The organism is Frigoribacterium sp. SL97, assembly GCF_026625765.1.
Lineage (GTDB): Bacteria > Actinomycetota > Actinomycetes > Actinomycetales > Microbacteriaceae > Frigoribacterium.
In genome coordinates this window covers 1,400,113-1,416,741 of record NZ_CP113062.1, presented here as the reverse complement: position 1 = coordinate 1,416,741, position 16,629 = coordinate 1,400,113, and the positions used below count along the sequence as shown (strand labels likewise).

Here is a 16,629-nt window from a genome sequence, read left to right as displayed (position 1 = left end):
CAACGCACGGGTTCCGGGCTGTTCGCCCACGGCAGATACCGCGCCTCCCCGGCCTCGTCGGGGGCCCGTCCACGAGCCCGGGAGGCGCGGTGCCGGGAACGACGGAGGGCCGGGAACGACGGAGGGCCGGGTGCGCACTCGCACCCGGCCCTCTCGGACGTGACGGGTCAGCCGACCCACCGCTCTCGCTTACGCGTGGTCGTGACCCGCGTGGTCGTCGTCGTCGCCGCCGACGCCGGCGGTCGCCGTGAAGGCGGACAGGTCGACCGAGTCGCCCTTGCCGTCGACGACCTTGGCCTTGCTGAGCACGACCGCGAGGGCCTTGCTGCGGGCGACCTCGCCGACCATGGCGGGGATCTGGCCGTTCTGGTCGAGGACCTTGATGAACTCGCCGGGCTCCATGCCGTACTGCGCCGCACCCTGGATGAGGTACTGCGTCAGTTCGTCCTGCTCGACCTTGACGGCCTCTTTCTCGGCGATGGCGTCGAGGAGGATCTGGTTGCGGAAGGCCTTCTCGCTGCTCTCCTTCACCTCGGCGCGGTGCTCGTCGTCCTCGAGGCGGTTCTCCTGCTCGAGGTGACGGTGCACCTCGTCCTCGACGAGCTTCTCGGGGACGGGGATCTCGACGGCCTCGAGCAGCTTCTCGACGACCTGGTCGCGTGCCTGGGCACCCTGACCGAAGGTCTTCGACTTGGCGAGCTGCTCTTTCAGGTCGCCCTTGAGCTCGTCGATCGTGTCGAACTGGCTGGCGATCTGGGCGAAGTCGTCGTCGGCCTCGGGCAGCTCGCGCTCCTTGACGGCCGTGACGTCGACGGCGATGAGGGCGGTCTCGCCCTCGCGGTCCCCGCCGAGCAGCTTCGACTCGAAGGTGGTGCTCTCACCGGCGGTGAGGGACTCGAGGGCCTCGTCGATGCCCTCGATCAGCTCGCCCGAGCCGAGCTCGTACGAGATGCCCTTGGCGGTGTCGACGACGTCGTCGCCGATGGTGGCCGTCAGGTCGATCTGCGCGAAGTCACCCGTGGTGGCGGGGCGATCGACGGTGACCAGCGTGCCGAAACGGGTACGCAGGTTCGTCAGCTCTTCGGCGATCTCGTCGTCGGTGATGTCGACCGTGTCGACCGTCAGCTCGAGGCCGTCGTACTCGGGCAGGTCGAAGTCGGGACGCACGTCGACCTCGACGGCGATCTTCAGGTCGCCGGAGAAGTCCTTGACGTTCGGCCACTCGACCACGTCGGCCTCGGGACGGCCGAGGACGCGGATCTCGGTCTCGGTCACGGCCTCGCGGTAGAACTTGTCGAGGCTCTCGCTGACGGCGTGGTTCAACACCTCTTCACGACCGACGCGCTGGTCGATGATGGGCGGCGGCACCTTGCCCTTGCGGAACCCGGGGATGTTGACCGACTCGGCGATGTGACCGTAGGCGTGCGTGACGCTGGGCTTGAGCTCGTCGGGGGTGACGACGATGTTGAGCTTGACGCGCGTGGGGCTGAGCTTCTCAACCGTGGTCTGGACCAATGTGGGGCTTCTCCTGTGTTGGTGGCGCTGAACTCACATCCGAGACAGCAGGTAGACGATCGTCGGGGCGACAGGACTCGAACCTGCGATCTTCCGCCCCCAAAACGGACGCGCTAGCCACTACGCTACGCCCCGTGTATCAGCCTGGAACCGGCCGGCACGCGTGATCCCCGTTGAGGTCGGGTACGTGAAGGCCGCGTCGAGTCTAGCCGACACCGAGGGGCCGTGACTGAGCGACCTCGTCGGATGCCTTATGCTGGTCTCACCCGTGCGGCCAGGCCGCTCACGGGGATGTAGCTCAATGGTAGAGCCTCAGTCTTCCAAACTGATCACGCGGGTTCGATTCCCGTCATCCCCTCTGTGTTTGTTCGACGCCTCTGGCGTCCGGCGCCGGGGGCGCCTCGAATGAAATCTTCTCCGCGCCTTGCACGCAGGCGTCGACGCCGGCAGGCGCCTTCGATGAGATGTTCTCCGGGCCTCGCATGCAGGCGTCGGCGCAGGCGCTCTTCAGGGGTCTCTCGGCCAGCTCGGGGGGAAGTCGTGCTGGCGGATGATTTTTCCCGGCGCGACGTGACCCAAGATGGCCACATGAGACGCGCGACGTTCGCACGGGTCGCGCTGGTCGGTGCGGTCGTGGCCACCCTGGCGGCCGGGTGCGCCGCCCCACCGACCGAGGCGACCAGCGCCTCCGGGTCCGGGTCCGGGTCCGGGTCCGGCGCGATCGCGCAGGCCGCGGCCGGGCCCGGCGTGGCCGTGGCACCCACCTCGGGCGGGGTGCGGGTCGCGATCGTCGGCGACTCGCTCACGGCCGGCGGAGGTCGCCTGCTGAGCGAGGGGCTCACCGCCGACACCTGGATGACCTACGCCCAGGGCGACGGCGTCGACTACGTCGGCGGCTACGCGAAGGGCGGCTCGACCGTGCAGGAACAGGCCGCCGCGGTGCGGCCCGTCGCCGACGTCGACGTCCTGGTCCTGATGTCGGGCACGAACGACGTGCGCCTCGGCACGAGCTTCGCCGAGTCCGCCTCGTCGTACGACGCCATCGTCGACACGATCCGGCCGGAGCACGTCGTCGTGGCCGCGATCCCGCCCTACGACCGTGCCCCCCGGGCCGCGGCCCGGTACGAGGCACAGCTCGAACGCTACGTCGCCGACAAGGGGTGGACCTTCACCGACCCCTGGGGGTTCGCGCGGGCGGGCGACGTCTTCGCCGCCGGCACGACCGTCGACGGCATCCACCCCACGACGGCCGGGTACGAAGCCGTCGGCCACGCCTTGCGCGACGTCGTCCTCGACGTCGCCGGCTCCCGGGTCGTCGCCCCCCAGGCGGACTCCCCGCCGACCCGGCCGACACCCCTCCGGGCACGACCAGCTGACGACGCCCGTCCTCGACCTCGGCCGCCCGGTCAGGGGCGCGATGCCGACGCGGGGGACGCGTCGACTCAGTGCTGCAGGAAGGCCAGCACGGCGAGCACCCGGCGGTGGTCGGTGCCGCTGTCCTCCAGCAGGAGCTTCTGGAAGATCGAGGTGACGTTCTTCTCCACCGCGCCCGTTCCGATGACCAGTTCGGCCGCGATGGCGGCGTTCGTGCGACCCTCGGCCATCAGCGTCAGGACCTCCCGCTCCCGCGGCGTGAGCGCGGCGAGCGGATCGCTGCGACGGCCCAGCAACTGCGAGACGACCTGCGGGTCGAGGACCGTGCCGCCGTCGGACACCCGCCCGAGCGCGTCACGGAACTCGTCGAACGAGGCGATGCGGTCCTTGAGCAGGTAGCCGACCCCGCCCGAGCCCGCTTCGAGCAGGTCGCGGGCGTAGGCCACCTCGACGTACTGCGACAGCAGCAGGATGCCGAGGTCGGGCCGACGGCGTCGCGCCTCGATCGCGGCCCGGACGCCCTCGTCGGTGTGCGTGGGCGGCATGCGGACGTCGAGCACGGCGATGTCGGGACGGACCTCGTCGAGGTCGGCCAGCAAGGCGTCGGCGTCGCCGTACGCCCCCACGACGTCGACCCCGATCTCGTCGAGCAGTCGGACGAGCCCCTCCCGCAGCAGCACCGAGTCGTCGGCGACGACGACACGGAGGGGCTGACGGGAGGGGCTCTCGAGACTCACGCGTCCAGACTACGGGCGCGGCCCACGGACTACGGTCGCGCGGGCGGCCCGGCCGGCGGGTCGAGCGGCCCGTCGGGCAGCGCGGCGTCGGACAGCGGCTCGGTCACGGCCGTCGACGAGAACGGCGACAGCGGCTCGGTCGGCAGCGGCAGCGTCGGGTTGCTCGGCACCTCGATCGTCATCGGGATGCTCACCGTGACGATGGTCGGCCCGCCCTGCGGGCTGCTGATGTCGAGGAAGCCGCCGAGGCCCACCAGTCGCTCCTGCACCCCGGCGAGACCGTGGCCGTCGCGCAGGCCGGCGCCGCCGCGCCCGTCGTCGGTCACGACGAGCTCGAGCAGGGTGCCGATGCCGTCGGGAGCCTGCCTCGTGCGCAGCACGAGGTCGGCGCTGGCCGCCCCGGCGTGCTTGCCCGTGTTCGTCACCAGTTCGGACGCGATGAAGTACGCGTTGCGCTCGATGTCGCTCGGGATCACGACGTGCGCGGGCACCCGGTCGAGCATCGTGGTGGGCACCACCGAGCGGTCGACGAGCGACTCGAGCGCCGCCACGAGGCCCCGGTCCATCAACAACGGAGGCGCGAAACCGCGGGACAGGGCACGCAGCTCCTCGAGGGCCTCGCGGGACTGGACCCGCGCCTCCTCGATGAGGGTCTTGCTCTTCTCGGGGTCGGTGTCGACGGCGCGGGACGCCGCGGCGAGGTCCATCTGCAGACGCACCAGACGCTGTTGCGGTCCGTCGTGGATGTCGCGCTCGAGCCGGCGGAGGGCCGTGCCCTCGGCCGACAGGGCGGCCGTGCGCGAGATCTCACGGTCGGCGAGCTCGACCTCGAGCTGCTCGCTGCGGAACCCCCCGAGCATGACGGCGGCGATCGCCTGGTGCATGACGACGAACCCGTGCACGACGTAGGGATAGACGAGCACGACGCCCGCGAAGAGCGCGAGGGCGAGGACGACGAGCACCGCGCCTCCGCCGTTGCCGATCGCGGACGCCCAGTTGAAGGTGTCGAACGGCGGCAACGCCTGGAAGACGAGCACGACCCCCAGGACGGCGAGCACCGGGCCGGCCAGGAGACCCACGAGGACGAAGGACGTGAAGCCCGCCACGATCGGGAACACCACGACGCCGTAGAGCAGGTACAGCCAGTAGTGCGGGTTGGCGAAGACGGAGACCGCCCGCACGAAGCGGTTCGTGGACCGACCCCATGCGGTGTTGGGAGTCCAGTCGACGGGGCGGATGGGTCGGTCGCTGGCCCACCGCAGGCGGAGCACCTCGAAGGTGCCGAACCACCGGGCGATCCAGAGCGCGCCGAAGACGACGATCGCGAGGAAGACGAGGGTGAACAGCGAGTCGCTCGACCCGCTGACCGTGTGCAGGAACAACGAGGCGGCCACCGTCACGATGACGACGAGGACGGCCGACAGGGCGACGTAGCCGAGTTCACGGGGCAGTTCGCGCCAACGGCGTCGGTAGCCACCGGGTGGGGGCGGGGGCGAGAGGTAGGGGTTGGCGGCGGTGATGGTGGTCTCCTGGATCATGCCTTCGAGCCTGGTCCGGACGGGGCGTCCACCCCATGGTGCCAGCGCCCGGACCGCCGGTGGGGTTATCCCCCCTCACGACCCGTGGTGAGGTGAGGCTGGCCTAGGTGAGCCGAGCCTCAGCTTGCTTGCGGAATTCTCCCAGACGTCTAGCGTTGCCTCCATCGTCTAGGAAAGGACCACGTCATGACCGACATCACCCGCACCGTCCCCCAGGGTTCCGTCGACCCCGACGTCGCCGCCGGCGTCGCCCAGTTCCTCAGCCAGATCGTCACCGACATGACGGCCCTGTCGGTCAACGGCAAGCAGGCCCACTGGCACGTGCGCGGCATCGCGTTCGTCGCCGTCCACGAACTCATCGACGTGGTCGTCGACCACGCCCGCGAGTGGGCCGACCTCGCCGCCGAGCGCGTCGTCGCCCTCGGCCTGCCGGTCGACGGACGCATCGAGACCGTCGCCGCCAAGACGGTCATCCCCCCCACCTCCCCCGGCTTCAACCAGATCGACGTCACGATCGCCGAGCTGGTCGCCCAGATCGACGCCTCGCTCGTCGCCGTCCGCGAGGCCATCGACGAGCTCGGCGAGCTCGACGCCTCGAGCCAGGACGTCGCCATCGAGATCTCGCGGGGCCTCGAGAAGGACCGCTGGTTCCTCGCCGCGCACGTCGCCGGCTGACCCGTCCCGCCGGACGGACGAAGGCCGCCACCCCGCACGGGGTGGCGGCCTTCGCCGTGTCGGGTCGACGCCGCCTCGTCAGAGCGTGCGGTGCGTCCACCGACCCGCCAGGACCGTGCCGACGACGGGCATCCGGCGCAGCTGGTCGTCCGACGCGGCGAGCGGATCGACCTCGGTGACCACGAGATCGGCGACGGAGCCGACCTCGACCGTGGCTCGACCGCCCGTCGAGGCGGCGAGCGCCGCCGAGGCGACCAGTCGCTGTTCGGGGTGCCACGCCTCGCGTCCGTCGCGCGAGCGCGAGATCGCCGCGGCCATCGCCACCCAGGGATCGAGCGGGGCGACCGGCGCATCCGAACCGAGCTGCAGGCGGACGCCGGCGGCGACGAGGCTCTCGAAGACGTAGGCACGCTCGGAGCGGCCCACCCAGAGCCGATCGACGACGTCGCGGTCGTCCATGGCGTGTTCGGGCTGCACGCTGGCCACGATGCCGAGGCGCGCGAACCGGTCGACGTCGTGCAGGTCGAGCAGTTGGGCGTGCTCGATGCTGCCCCCGCAGCCGACCAGCTCGAGGGCGTCCAGCGCCTGGGCGTTCGCGGCGTCGCCGATCGCGTGCACGGCCGGGACGAGTCCCGCCGAGGAGGCGCGGCGCAGCCACCCGACGAGTTCGTCGGTCTCGTAGATGCGCACCCCCCGAGCAGCCGGGTCGCCCTCGAGCCCGGGGTACGGGTCGTGGCACCACGCGGTGCGGGTGCCGAGGGAGCCGTCGGTGATGATCTTGAACGGCCCCATGGTGACGAGGCCCTCGGTGCCCGGGACCACGTCGCCGGTGCGCAGCCCGCGGGCGACGACGGCGTCGAGGTCGCGGGGGTAGACCCCGGGACGGATGCGGAGGCCCCGCGTGCCTCCGGCCACCCGACGTGTCCAGCGGTCGAGCGACAGCGTCATCTCGAGGTCGACGACGCCGACGACCCCCCGTGCGGCGGCCGCGTCGACGGCCTCGGCGACCCACCCGTCGAGCTGTTCGTCCGGTACGACGCTCACCGCGGCGCTGACGTCGAAGGCCGGCTGCTCGCGCAGCAGGCCGGTCGGGTGGTCGGCGTGACCGTGACGGGCCAGGGCGGACGAGTCGAGCCAGACGGAGTGCAGGTCGTTGCTCACGAGGACGACCGGCACGTCACCGGCCACCGAGTCGAGGAGCGCGCGGCTCGGAGCATCGGGCCAGAGGGCGTCCTGGAAGCCGTAGCCGACGAGGGTCCCGCCCGCCTCGACCGGCTTGACGCGGAGGCGCTCCCCCACGATCGAGGCCGCCTCGGCGGCGGACCGTGCCCGCGACAGGTCGAGTCGTCGGCGCACCAACGCCCACTGGTCCATGTGGACGTGGGAGTCCCAGAGGCCCGGGGCGAGCCAGCGGCCGTCGAGGTCGACCACCTCGGCACCGACGGGGGCGGGGCCGGACGCGAGGGCGACGACCCGGCCGCCGTCGAGCAGGACGTCCACGGGAGCGGGTCCGCCGCCGACCAGGCGGGCGCCCGTCAGGAGCGTGCGCCGCGCCTCCTCGGCCCGGGTTCCTGCGCCGACCGTCATCGGTCGCGCACCCGGCGCATCTCGGCGGCGAGCGCCGGCTGCGCGTAGTGCTCGCCGTGCTCGAGCTCGTCCACGATGCGGTCGACGACCTCGGGTGCCTTGTTCTGGCTCAGCTTGGCGCGGGCGTCGAACCGGGTCACGCGCAGCCGGATGCCGACGGTGCCCTTCGCGACCCGGCGAGAGCCCTCGTCGTCGAGGGTGAGGGTCGAGGGCTCGGGCATGACGCGCTCGAAGTGGTCGACGAGCTCGCCCAGCACGCGGAAGTTCTCGTCGTCCGAGAGGATCTCGGGGGTGCCCCAGAGGTGCGCCGTGACGTGGTTCCAGGTGGGGATGATCTGCTCGGCCGGGTACCAGCCGGGTGAGACGTAGCCGTGCGGGCCCTGGACGATCACCATGACCTCGTGCTCGCCCAGTTCGTGCGAGCGCTCGTCCGGACGACCGACGTGGCTGACGAGCACGATGGCCCCCGGGTCGGCGTCGTCCTGCTCGAGCACGACGGGGTAGTGCGACGCGACGAGACCGGCCGCCGTGTGCGACACGATCGTCGCCCACGGGTTCTCGTGGATCAGCCTCTTGACCTCGTCGACGTCGGACAGGACGAACGTGGGGGTGTGCCGCATGCGATCAAGTCTGGTCGGTCGGGCACCAGTACAGCTTGCGACCCGCGGCCATCTCCATCACGACGTTCGTCCCGCAGACCCGGCAGGGCAGACCCTCGCGGTGGTAGACCCAGTGCCGGTCGGCCCGGCTGCGCAGGGCCTTGGCGTGCTGGGACTTGGTGAGACCGTCCATGGTCATCATCTGGCCGAGCTCCACGCCGCTCTTGAGCAGCTTCGTCCAGTCTTTGTAGAGGGCGCGCAGCACCTCTTCGGGGACCTGGTTGCCGGGAGTGTGCGGGTCGAGCCGGGCCCGGAACAGCAGCTCGGCCCGGTAGATGTTGCCGATGCCGCTGACCACGCTCTGGTCCATCAGCAACAGGCCGATCGGGGTGCGCTTCTTGCCCGCGATCGACACGAAGCGGTCGGCGCCCTTCTTCGGCGAGTCGACGAGGGGGTCGGGACCGAGCTTGGAGATCGCCAGGTCGACCCCGGCCGCGTCGAGCACCTCGCACTTCGTCGGGCCACGGAGGTCGCCGACCGCGGTGTCGGTCAACAGCCGCACGCGCACCTGCCCGACGGGCTCGGGCGGGAACGAGTCGATGTCGTCCTCGGTCTTCTCCTGCTCGGCCATGCGCACGCGAGACCGGCGTGGCGCCCCGATGCTGGCCATCGAGTCCTCGCCGTCGTCGTCGGGGGCGTTCTCGGCCTTGCGGGTGGCCGCCCGGCGAGTCCGGGACTCGGCCATCGAATGGCCCGTGGCGATGGCGCCCGCGAAGTCCCACGCACCGTAGAGCCCGAGGTGCACGTGCAGCCACAGGCCGTTGTCGAACTCGAGGAACATCTGCTTGCCGACGGCCTTGGAGTCGACCATCGTGGCGCCGTCGAGCCTGGTCGCCCCGTCGGCGAACCGACCCTGGGGCGAACTCACCCGGACTCGGTGGCCGACGAAGCTCTGCTCGAACTGGTTGGCGATGCGGTGGACGGAATGGCCCTCGGGCACGGCGACACCTCTCTCGGTGGTCGATGGAACGGTCTCGGGCGTGACGCCGGAGACGACGGAGCGGCGAGGCCCCGGTCGGGGTCCCGCCGCTCTCGACGTTACGTCGTCAGTCGACCGGGTGACCGGCGATGGCGCCCGTGGTCTCGTACTCGCCGACCTGCGCGATGCGGCGCACGTGGCGTTCGTCGTGGCTGAACGGCTCGGCGACGAAGGCGTCGATGAACGCCAGGGCCTCGGCCTCGGTGTGCTGGCGCGCCCCGATCGCGATGACGTTCGCGTCGTTGTGCTGGCGGGCGAGCTTGGCGGTCGAGTCGTTCCAGACCAGGGCGGCACGGACGCCCTCGACCTTGTTCGCGGCGATCTGCTCGCCGTTGCCCGAGCCGCCGAAGACGACGCCCAGCGCCTCGTGGCCGGCACGCTGGTCGCGCACGGTCGCCCGGGCCGCCGCGATGCAGAACGACGGGTAGTCGTCGAGGGGCTCGTAGCTCGTCGGACCGTGGTCGGTCACGTCGTGGCCCGCGTCGGTGAGGTGCTGGATGACGGTCGTGCTGAAGTCGAGGCCGGCGTGATCGGTCGCCACGTGGATGCGCATGGAGACGATCCTACGACCGGCTCAGTCGAAGATCGGCCCGACCGTGCGCGTGCGCTTGATCTCGAAGAAGCCGGGGTACGAGGCCACGGCGACGACTCCGTCCCACAGCCGCAGCGCCTCCTCGCCCTTCGGCGCCGGAGAGATGACGGGGCCGAAGAAGGCGACGCCGTCGACCGAGATGACGGGCGTGCCGACGTCCTGGCCGACTCGGCCGATGCCGTCGAAGTGGCTGGCACGCATCTGCTCGTCGTACTCGTCGCCGTCCGCGTACCGCGCGAAGTCGGCGGGCAGTCCGACCTCGGCCACGGCACCGGCGATGACGACGTCGCCGTCCTTCTCGCCCTCGTGGTGGATGCGGGTGCCGAGGGCGTCGTAGAGCGGCTTGACGATCTGCTGACCGTGGAGTTCACCTGCGGCCGTGACGAGCCGCGTGTAGCGCAGCATGCGGGCGAAGTTCGCCTTGTACTCGTCGCTGACCTCGGCGTCCTCGTTGAGCACCGCGAGGCTCATCACGTGGAAGGTGACGTCGAGGTCACGGTGCTTCGCGACCTCGTCGACCCAGCGGCTGGTCATCCAGGCCCAAGGGCATGACGGGTCGAACCAGAAGTCGACGACGGTGTGGGACGCGGGAGCGGGGGTGTCGGTCATGCCCTCAGTCAACACCCCGGCGTCGTACAGCCGGTCTAGGCTTTCAGCGGACCACGAGTCCCCCCTCACCCCCAAGACGGATGGAGCCAGCGTGCCCGGAGAGAACCTCACCCGCGTCGAGGCGCAAGAGCGCAAGAACGTCGTCGACGTGCAGTCGTACGAGATCGCCCTCGACCTGACCCGCGGCGACGAGGTGTTCGGCAGCTCGACCACCGTGCGCTTCACCGCCACCCCCGGAGCGTCGACCTTCATCGACGCGCTCACCCGCACCGTGCACTCGGTGACCCTCAACGGCACCGCGCTCGACGTCGACGCGGTCTCCGACGGCGTGCGCATCCAGCTGGCCGAGCTGGCCGCCGAGAACGTGCTCGAGGTCGTCGCCGATGCCGAGTACACCAACACCGGCGAGGGCCTGCACCGGTTCGTCGACCCGGTCGACGGCGAGGTCTACCTCTACTCGCAGTTCGAGGTGCCCGACAGCCGCCGCGTCTTCGCGGTCTTCGAGCAGCCCGACCTCAAGGCGACGTTCCAATTCGCGGTCACCGCACCCACACGCTGGCAGGTCGTCAGCAACCAGCCCACGCCCGAACCCGTCGTCGACGGTGAGACCGGCACCTGGACCTTCTCGCCCACGCCCGTGCTCTCCAGCTACGTCACGGCGATCATCGCCGGCCCGTACGACGTGGTCCGCAGCGACCTCACCAGTTCCGACGGCCGCACGATCCCGCTCGGCATCTTCACGCGCCGATCCCTCACCGAGTACCTCGACGCCGACTACATCTTCGAGAAGACCCGTCAGGGCTTCGCCTACTACGAAGAGAAGTTCGACTACGCGTACCCCTTCGACAAGTACGACCAGCTCTTCGTGCCCGAGTTCAACGCCGGTGCCATGGAGAACGCGGGTGCCGTCACCTTCGTCGAGACCTACGTCTTCCGCAGCAAGGTGACCGACGCCATCAAGGAACGCCGCGTCGTCACGATCCTCCACGAGCTCGCGCACATGTGGTTCGGCGACCTCGTCACGATGAAGTGGTGGAACGACCTCTGGCTGAACGAGTCGTTCGCCGAGTGGGCCTCGACCATCTCGACCGCCGAGGCGACCGAGTGGACCGAGGCCTGGACCACCTTCCAGGCGATGGAGAAGAGCTGGGCCTACCGCCAGGACCAGCTGCCGTCGACGCACCCCGTCGTCGCCACGATCAACGACCTCGAGGACGTCCAGGTCAACTTCGACGGCATCACCTACGCCAAGGGCGGGTCGGTGCTCAAGCAGCTCGTCGCCTGGGTGGGCATCGACGCCTTCTACGCCGGCGTGGCCGCGTACTTCAAGAAGCACCACCACTCGAACACCGAGCTGAGCGACCTGCTCGTCGAACTCGAGGCCACCTCGGGCCGCGAGTTGACCAGCTGGTCGAAGCTCTGGCTCGAGACCGCGGGCGTCAACACGTTGCGTCCCGAGCTCGAGGTCGACGAGAACGGCGTGATCACCTCGTTCGCCGTGCTCCAGGAGGCAGCCGCCGACCACCCCACCATCCGCCCGCACCGCCTCGCCATCGGCCTCTACGCCCTGCAGGGCGACGCCCTGGTCCGCACCGACCGCGTCGAGATCGACGTGGACGGCACCCGTACCGAGGTCCCCGAGCTGGTCGGCCTGAACCGCGGCGACCTCGTGCTGATCAACGACGACGACCTCGCCTACGCGAAGATCCGACTCGACGAGGTGTCGCTCGCCACGGCCATCGCCCACCTCTCGAAGATCTCGAACCCGCTGGCCCGCGCCCTCGTCTGGGGCTCGGTCTGGGACGCGACGCGCGACGCCGAGACCTCGGCCTCGGACTACGTGCGTCTCGTGCTCGACAACATCGCGACCGAGACCGAGTCGACGACGATCCGCACCACGCTCTCACAGCTGCTGCAGACCGCCCGCAGCTACGTCGCCCCCGCGCGCCGCACCTCCACGATCACCGAGGTCGGCGACGGCCTCTGGGCCCTCGCCCAGGGTGCCGAGGCCGGGTCGGACGCCCAGTTCCAGTTCGTCACCTTCTTCGCCGCGATCGCGTCGACCGAGACCCACCGGGAGGCGCTGGCCGGCCTGCTCGACGGATCGCTCGCTCTCAAGGGCCTCACCGTCGACACCGACCTGCGCTGGCAGCTGCTCGAGGGCCTCGTGCTCGTCGGCGGTGCCGGTGAGGCCGAGATCGACGCCGCCCTCGCCGAGGACAACACGGCGAACGGCGCCCAGGCCGCCGCGCGGGCCCGCGCGACGATCGCGACCACCGAGGGCAAGCTCGCCGCCTTCGCGTCGGTCGTCGACAGCGCCGAGCAGCCCAACGCCATCGTCCGGGCGACGACCCTCGGGTTCCAGCACACGAACGACCCGGCGATCCTGCAGCCGCTCGTCGAGCGCTACTTCTCGTCCCTCACCGGCATCTGGGAGTCGCGCAGCTACCACATCGCCGACACCCTCGTCTCGGGGCTGTACCCGGCCGGCCTCGCCGACCAGGCCCTCGTCGACGCGTCGTACGCGTGGCTCGAGGCGAACCCCGAGACGCCGGCCCTGCGCCGCATCGTGAGCGAGAGCGTCGCGGGCGTCGAGCGGGCCCTGCGGGTGCAGGCGGTCGACCAGCAGTAGTCGTGCCCCGGGTCGCGCGACGACCCGACGACCGACCCGGACGGCGGGCCCTCTCACAGGGCCCGCCGTTCCGGCGTCCAGGCACCTCCCGGGTGGGGTTGCGGTGGCGTGCTTGACTTGTCGCTCATATGGACCTCCTCCTCGCTGCCGCCACCGACCCCGCCGCCCCGATCGCCTTCGACTGGGACGCCTTCTGGACGATGTGGCGCGTTCCCATCCGCATCGTGGCGATCCTGCTCGTCGCGGTGCTGTTGCGCGTCGCCCTGCACTTCACCATCCGGCGGGTCGTCGACCAGGTCGTGAACGGAATCAAGCGGAAGCAGAACGTCGACGACACGCAGGCCCTCATGGCCTCGCCGCTGCAGGCCGTCCGGGTCGTCCAGCGCACCCGCACGCTCGGCAGCGTGCTGAACAACGTGGTGACGGTCGTCGTCGCGGGCATCGCGCTCGTGTTGATCCTCGGCGAACTGAACTTCAACGCCGTCGCGATCGTCAGCGCGGCGGGCGTGGTCGGTGCCGGACTCGCGTTCGGCGCCCAGAACATCGTCAAGGACATGCTCAATGGCATCTTCATGGTCGCCGAAGACCAGCTGGGGGTGGGCGACGTCGTCGACGTCGGGCCCGCGGCCGGCGTCGTCGAGGCCGTCGGCATCCGCGTCACGCAGATCCGCGACGTGAACGGCGTGCTGTGGTTCGTCCGCAACGGCGAGATCCTGCGCGTGGGCAACATGTCGCAAGGCTGGACGCGCGTGGTCATCGACCTCGCCGTGCCGTACTCCGCCGACGTCGACCAGGTGCAGGACGCCATGTTGAACACCGCGAACGAGCTCGCCGCGATCCCGAAGTGGAGGCGCGCCATCATCGACCAGCCCGAGGTCTGGGGAATCCAGTCGATCGCCGAGGAGCACGTGGTCATCCGCATCGTCGCCAAGACACGGTCCGCCGACCGTGACAACGTCGACCGGGAGCTGCGGTCCCGTCTCAAGAAGACCCTGGATGCCATGGACATCGTGCTGCCCTCGCTGACGAGCGTCGTCCTCACCGGCTTCGACAGCGCCTCCTCGGTCCAGGGCGCCCGGGCGCCCCGCACGGCGCCGACGCCCCACGTGCCGCGGAGCAAGCGCAAATGACCGACCTGCCGCTGACGCCGCGCCCGTCCACCGCTCAGCCCGTGACTCCCCCGCCGTCGGCCGTGCCGGTCACCGTCCGGCGGGGCCTCGGTGACGACGCCGCCCAGGGCAACTTCTGGGAGCAGATCGGTGGGCGGCCGACCTTCGAGAAGTTGGTCCGCCGCTTCTACGAGGGCGTCCGGACCGACGAGGTGCTCTGGCCGATGTACCCGGAAGCGGATCTCGAGGGCGCGATCCAACGCTTGACGGGGTTCCTCGAGCAGTACTGGGGCGGCCCCACCACCTACAGCCAGGAGCGCGGGCACCCCCGCCTGCGCATGCGGCACATGCCGTTCCGGGTGACGCCCGAGGCACGTGACCACTGGCTGCAGCACATGCGGGTGGCCGTCGACGAACTCGAACTCGCTCCGCTCGACGACGCGATGCTCTGGGGCTACCTGGATCGCGCCGCGCAGGCCATGGTCAACACGTTCGAGCGCTGACCGCCCACCGCCGGGCTGCCCGCCTCGGACCGCCCACCGCCGGGCCGATCGTCAGAGCAGGGACGATCGCCGCTTGACGAGCACGTGGCCCTTGGGCGTCGTGAGGCGGGTCCAGGTGCCGGTCTCGAACACGGCGACCTCGTCCTCGCCGTCGAGGAATCCCAGGCTGAGGGCACCGAAGCCGGCTCCGGCGGGAACCCCCTCGGCACCCTCGACGGGGGCCGACCACACGTCGGCTCGCACCCGGTGCACGATCTGCTCACCGGTGCCCGTAGGGATCGCCTCGGCGACGCGGGCGATTCCGGCCTCGGCGGTCGATCGGAGGCGGTCGGCCTCGATCGGGCCGAGTCGCGTCCAGCCCCCGCGCGGCGGCGAGATCGCTGCCCAGGTCACGGTGTTGACCGTGGCGGGCACGGACACGGTGACCGCAGCGGTCGGGTCGACGACGTCGTTCTGCAGGCGTACGAGGCGCTCCTTCAGCGACCGGACCGGGACCACGGCGTCGAACTCGGGGCGGTCGTCGAGTTGAAAGGTGCGGAGCCCCAGCACGGTAGGGCTCGAGTCGAGCAGACCCATCGGGTAGAACACGGCGACGTAGACGGCCAGGACACCGGAGCCGGCGATGAGCCGGACCGAGCCGTCCTCCACCCGGCCCGCACGCCCGAGATAGGTCGCGAGATCGCTGAGGGACAGGGAGTCGGGGAGGGTGAATGCGTCGTTCATCGGCCCCCTAAACTACATCGCGTGACCGACGATCCGCTGCAGAGCCTGCTGTCCACCCTCGACCTCTCGCCGGCGGGCAACGTCGGTGGTCAGGACGTCTTCACGGGTGGGTCACAGCCCGAGCCGCTCGGTCGCGTGTTCGGCGGCCAGGTCGCCGCGCAGGCCCTCGTCGCCGCCCAGCGCACCGTCGGCGGCGGACGCGACGTCCACTCGCTGCATTCGTACTTCCTGCGGCCCGGCGACCTCACCATCCCCATCACGTTCACGGTCGACCGCATCCACGACGGCCGGTCGTTCGCGACCCGTCGCACCCAGGCGTCGCAGGACGGCGTGCCGATCTTCTCGATGATCGCGTCCTTCCAGACCCCCGACGAGGGGCTCGACCACCAGGTCGACATGCCCTCCGGCCTGCCCGATCCCGAGGACGTACCGAGCGACGCCGAGTTGCTGTCCGCGGTCGACAACCCCGTCGCCCAGTCGTGGGCCCGGCGGCCGTTCGACATGCGCCACGTGCCGTCGCCGGTCTTCTTCAGCGTCGAGGGCGACCACGTCGCGCACCAGGCCGTCTGGCTCAAGGCCACCGGCCCTCTGCCCGACGACGCCGACCTGCACCGCGCCGCCCTGCTGTACGCGAGCGACTACACGCTCCTCGAACCGATCTACCGCCGTCACGGCGTCGCGTTCGTCACCCCCGGGCTCAAGGCCGCGAGCCTCGACCACGCCATGTGGTGGCACCGTCCCGCCCGCGTCGACGAATGGCTTCTCTACGTGCAAGAGAGCCCCAATGCGGTGGGCGGACGTGGCCTCTCGCTCGGGCGCATCTACGACCGCGCGGGCACTCTCGTGGCGAGCGTCGCACAAGAGGGCATGGTGCGGGTGCCGCGAGGCTGACCCGCCACGTTCCTGGTCAGCGCCGGCGGAAGGCCAGGGGTTCTTCGACGAACGGCGACCAGGCGTCGCGCTCGACGTCGGAGATGCGCCGGGGCTGATTCGTCGCCGAGTCGACCAGCACGATGGTGGTGGCGGCCTTCGTGAACAGCGTCCGGGGCTCGACGCCCTCGGGCGACCAGACCTCGTAGCAGACCTCGAGGCTCGCCCCGCCGAGTCGCCCGACCCAGATCTGCACGTCGAGCGGGGCCCGCAGGTACGGGATGGGGACGAGGTACTCGAGCTCCTGCCGGGCGATGAGCGTCATCGTCGCGGCGTTCGGACTGCCGTCGAGGACGGCGGCCGAGGACCGTTCGTCGATCGCCCCGTCGGCAGACCAGAACGCGTCGATGCGCGCCTCCTCGAGGAGGCGCAGCATCGACGCGTTGTTCACGTGACGGTACCCGTCGAGATCGCTCCAGCGGACTCGGGTCGGCACGTGCAGGCGGGTCATGACGGTGCGGTGCCGG

General features: G+C 70.7%; 15 protein-coding genes, 2 tRNA genes and 1 pseudogene. 7 read left to right on the top strand and 11 right to left on the bottom strand.

Translation table 11 applies throughout. The features are described 5' to 3' along the window. Positions 1 to 189: 189 nt before the first annotated feature. Both tig and OVA02_RS06805 read right to left on the bottom strand, forming a co-directional pair. Positions 190 to 1,515: a trigger factor gene (gene tig / locus OVA02_RS06810; RefSeq protein ID WP_056048379.1), complete on the bottom strand. Its 1,326-nt coding sequence runs from the start codon at positions 1,513 to 1,515 to the stop codon at positions 190 to 192. Between the two features lie 62 nt (positions 1,516 to 1,577). After that, positions 1,578 to 1,650: transfer RNA gene (locus OVA02_RS06805), tRNA-Pro, on the bottom strand. A gap of 152 nt (positions 1,651 to 1,802) precedes the next feature. On the opposite strand from OVA02_RS06805, the gene OVA02_RS06800 reads away from it, so the two are divergent. Further along, positions 1,803 to 1,873, top strand: a tRNA-Gly gene (locus tag OVA02_RS06800). Between the two features lie 47 nt (positions 1,874 to 1,920). Then, a pseudogene (locus tag OVA02_RS18135) lies at positions 1,921 to 2,733 on the top strand (SGNH/GDSL hydrolase family protein); the annotation flags it as partial. Positions 2,734 to 2,957: 224 nt separating this feature from the next. Here OVA02_RS18135 and OVA02_RS06790 read toward each other — a convergent pair. Next, positions 2,958 to 3,626: a response regulator gene (locus OVA02_RS06790; protein WP_056048385.1), complete on the bottom strand. Its 669-nt coding sequence runs from the start codon at positions 3,624 to 3,626 to the stop codon at positions 2,958 to 2,960. A gap of 29 nt (positions 3,627 to 3,655) precedes the next feature. Next, positions 3,656 to 5,164, bottom strand: a complete 1,509-nt coding sequence (locus OVA02_RS06785) for a sensor histidine kinase (RefSeq protein ID WP_267659488.1) — start codon at positions 5,162 to 5,164, stop codon at positions 3,656 to 3,658. A 186-nt stretch (positions 5,165 to 5,350) separates the two neighbouring features. Between OVA02_RS06785 and OVA02_RS06780 the strand changes: the two genes are divergently transcribed. Continuing rightward, entirely contained in the window at positions 5,351 to 5,839 is a 489-nt protein-coding gene (locus tag OVA02_RS06780; protein WP_043597026.1) for a Dps family protein, read from the top strand. A gap of 78 nt (positions 5,840 to 5,917) precedes the next feature. On the opposite strand, the gene OVA02_RS06775 is transcribed toward OVA02_RS06780, so the two are convergent. From OVA02_RS06775 to OVA02_RS06755, 5 genes are all read right to left on the bottom strand, one after another. After that, on the bottom strand, positions 5,918 to 7,426 hold the full coding sequence (locus tag OVA02_RS06775) for an amidohydrolase (protein ID WP_267659487.1): 1,509 nt from the start codon (positions 7,424 to 7,426) through the stop codon (positions 5,918 to 5,920). Continuing rightward, positions 7,423 to 8,046, bottom strand: a complete 624-nt coding sequence (locus tag OVA02_RS06770) for an FMN-binding negative transcriptional regulator (protein WP_123571864.1) — start codon at positions 8,044 to 8,046, stop codon at positions 7,423 to 7,425. Before OVA02_RS06770 ends, OVA02_RS06775 begins: the two co-directional genes overlap by 4 nt. Before the next feature lie 4 nt (positions 8,047 to 8,050). Beyond that, positions 8,051 to 9,025: an Fpg/Nei family DNA glycosylase gene (locus OVA02_RS06765; protein ID WP_123571865.1), complete on the bottom strand. Its 975-nt coding sequence runs from the start codon at positions 9,023 to 9,025 to the stop codon at positions 8,051 to 8,053. Positions 9,026 to 9,131: 106 nt separating this feature from the next. After that, entirely contained in the window at positions 9,132 to 9,617 is a 486-nt protein-coding gene (locus tag OVA02_RS06760; protein WP_043597130.1) for a ribose-5-phosphate isomerase, read from the bottom strand. A 21-nt stretch (positions 9,618 to 9,638) separates the two neighbouring features. Beyond that, positions 9,639 to 10,265: a DsbA family protein gene (locus tag OVA02_RS06755; protein ID WP_267659485.1), complete on the bottom strand. Its 627-nt coding sequence runs from the start codon at positions 10,263 to 10,265 to the stop codon at positions 9,639 to 9,641. Positions 10,266 to 10,356: 91 nt separating this feature from the next. On the opposite strand from OVA02_RS06755, the gene pepN reads away from it, so the two are divergent. The 3 genes from pepN (at position 10,357) to OVA02_RS06740 (ending at position 14,509) form a co-directional block, all read left to right on the top strand. Then, positions 10,357 to 12,897, top strand: a complete 2,541-nt coding sequence (gene pepN / locus OVA02_RS06750; protein ID WP_192122680.1) for an aminopeptidase N — start codon at positions 10,357 to 10,359, stop codon at positions 12,895 to 12,897. A 128-nt stretch (positions 12,898 to 13,025) separates the two neighbouring features. Then, positions 13,026 to 14,027, top strand: a complete 1,002-nt coding sequence (locus tag OVA02_RS06745; protein WP_056048409.1) for a mechanosensitive ion channel family protein — start codon at positions 13,026 to 13,028, stop codon at positions 14,025 to 14,027. Further along, positions 14,024 to 14,509, top strand: coding sequence for a globin (locus tag OVA02_RS06740; protein ID WP_123571867.1), 486 nt, complete (start codon positions 14,024 to 14,026; stop codon positions 14,507 to 14,509). Before OVA02_RS06745 ends, OVA02_RS06740 begins: the two co-directional genes overlap by 4 nt. A 51-nt stretch (positions 14,510 to 14,560) precedes the next feature. Here the strand turns inward: OVA02_RS06740 and OVA02_RS06735 are convergent, their stop codons facing one another. Beyond that, entirely contained in the window at positions 14,561 to 15,232 is a 672-nt protein-coding gene (locus OVA02_RS06735) for a hypothetical protein (RefSeq protein WP_056048412.1), read from the bottom strand. Positions 15,233 to 15,253: 21 nt separating this feature from the next. Between OVA02_RS06735 and OVA02_RS06730 the strand changes: the two genes are divergently transcribed. Further along, complete coding sequence (locus OVA02_RS06730) at positions 15,254 to 16,123, top strand: acyl-CoA thioesterase (protein WP_236557022.1); 870 nt, start codon at positions 15,254 to 15,256, stop codon at positions 16,121 to 16,123. A gap of 16 nt (positions 16,124 to 16,139) precedes the next feature. Here the strand turns inward: OVA02_RS06730 and OVA02_RS06725 are convergent, their stop codons facing one another. After that, entirely contained in the window at positions 16,140 to 16,613 is a 474-nt protein-coding gene (locus OVA02_RS06725) for an acyl-CoA thioesterase (protein WP_056048417.1), read from the bottom strand. Between the last annotated feature and the right edge of the window lie 16 nt (positions 16,614 to 16,629).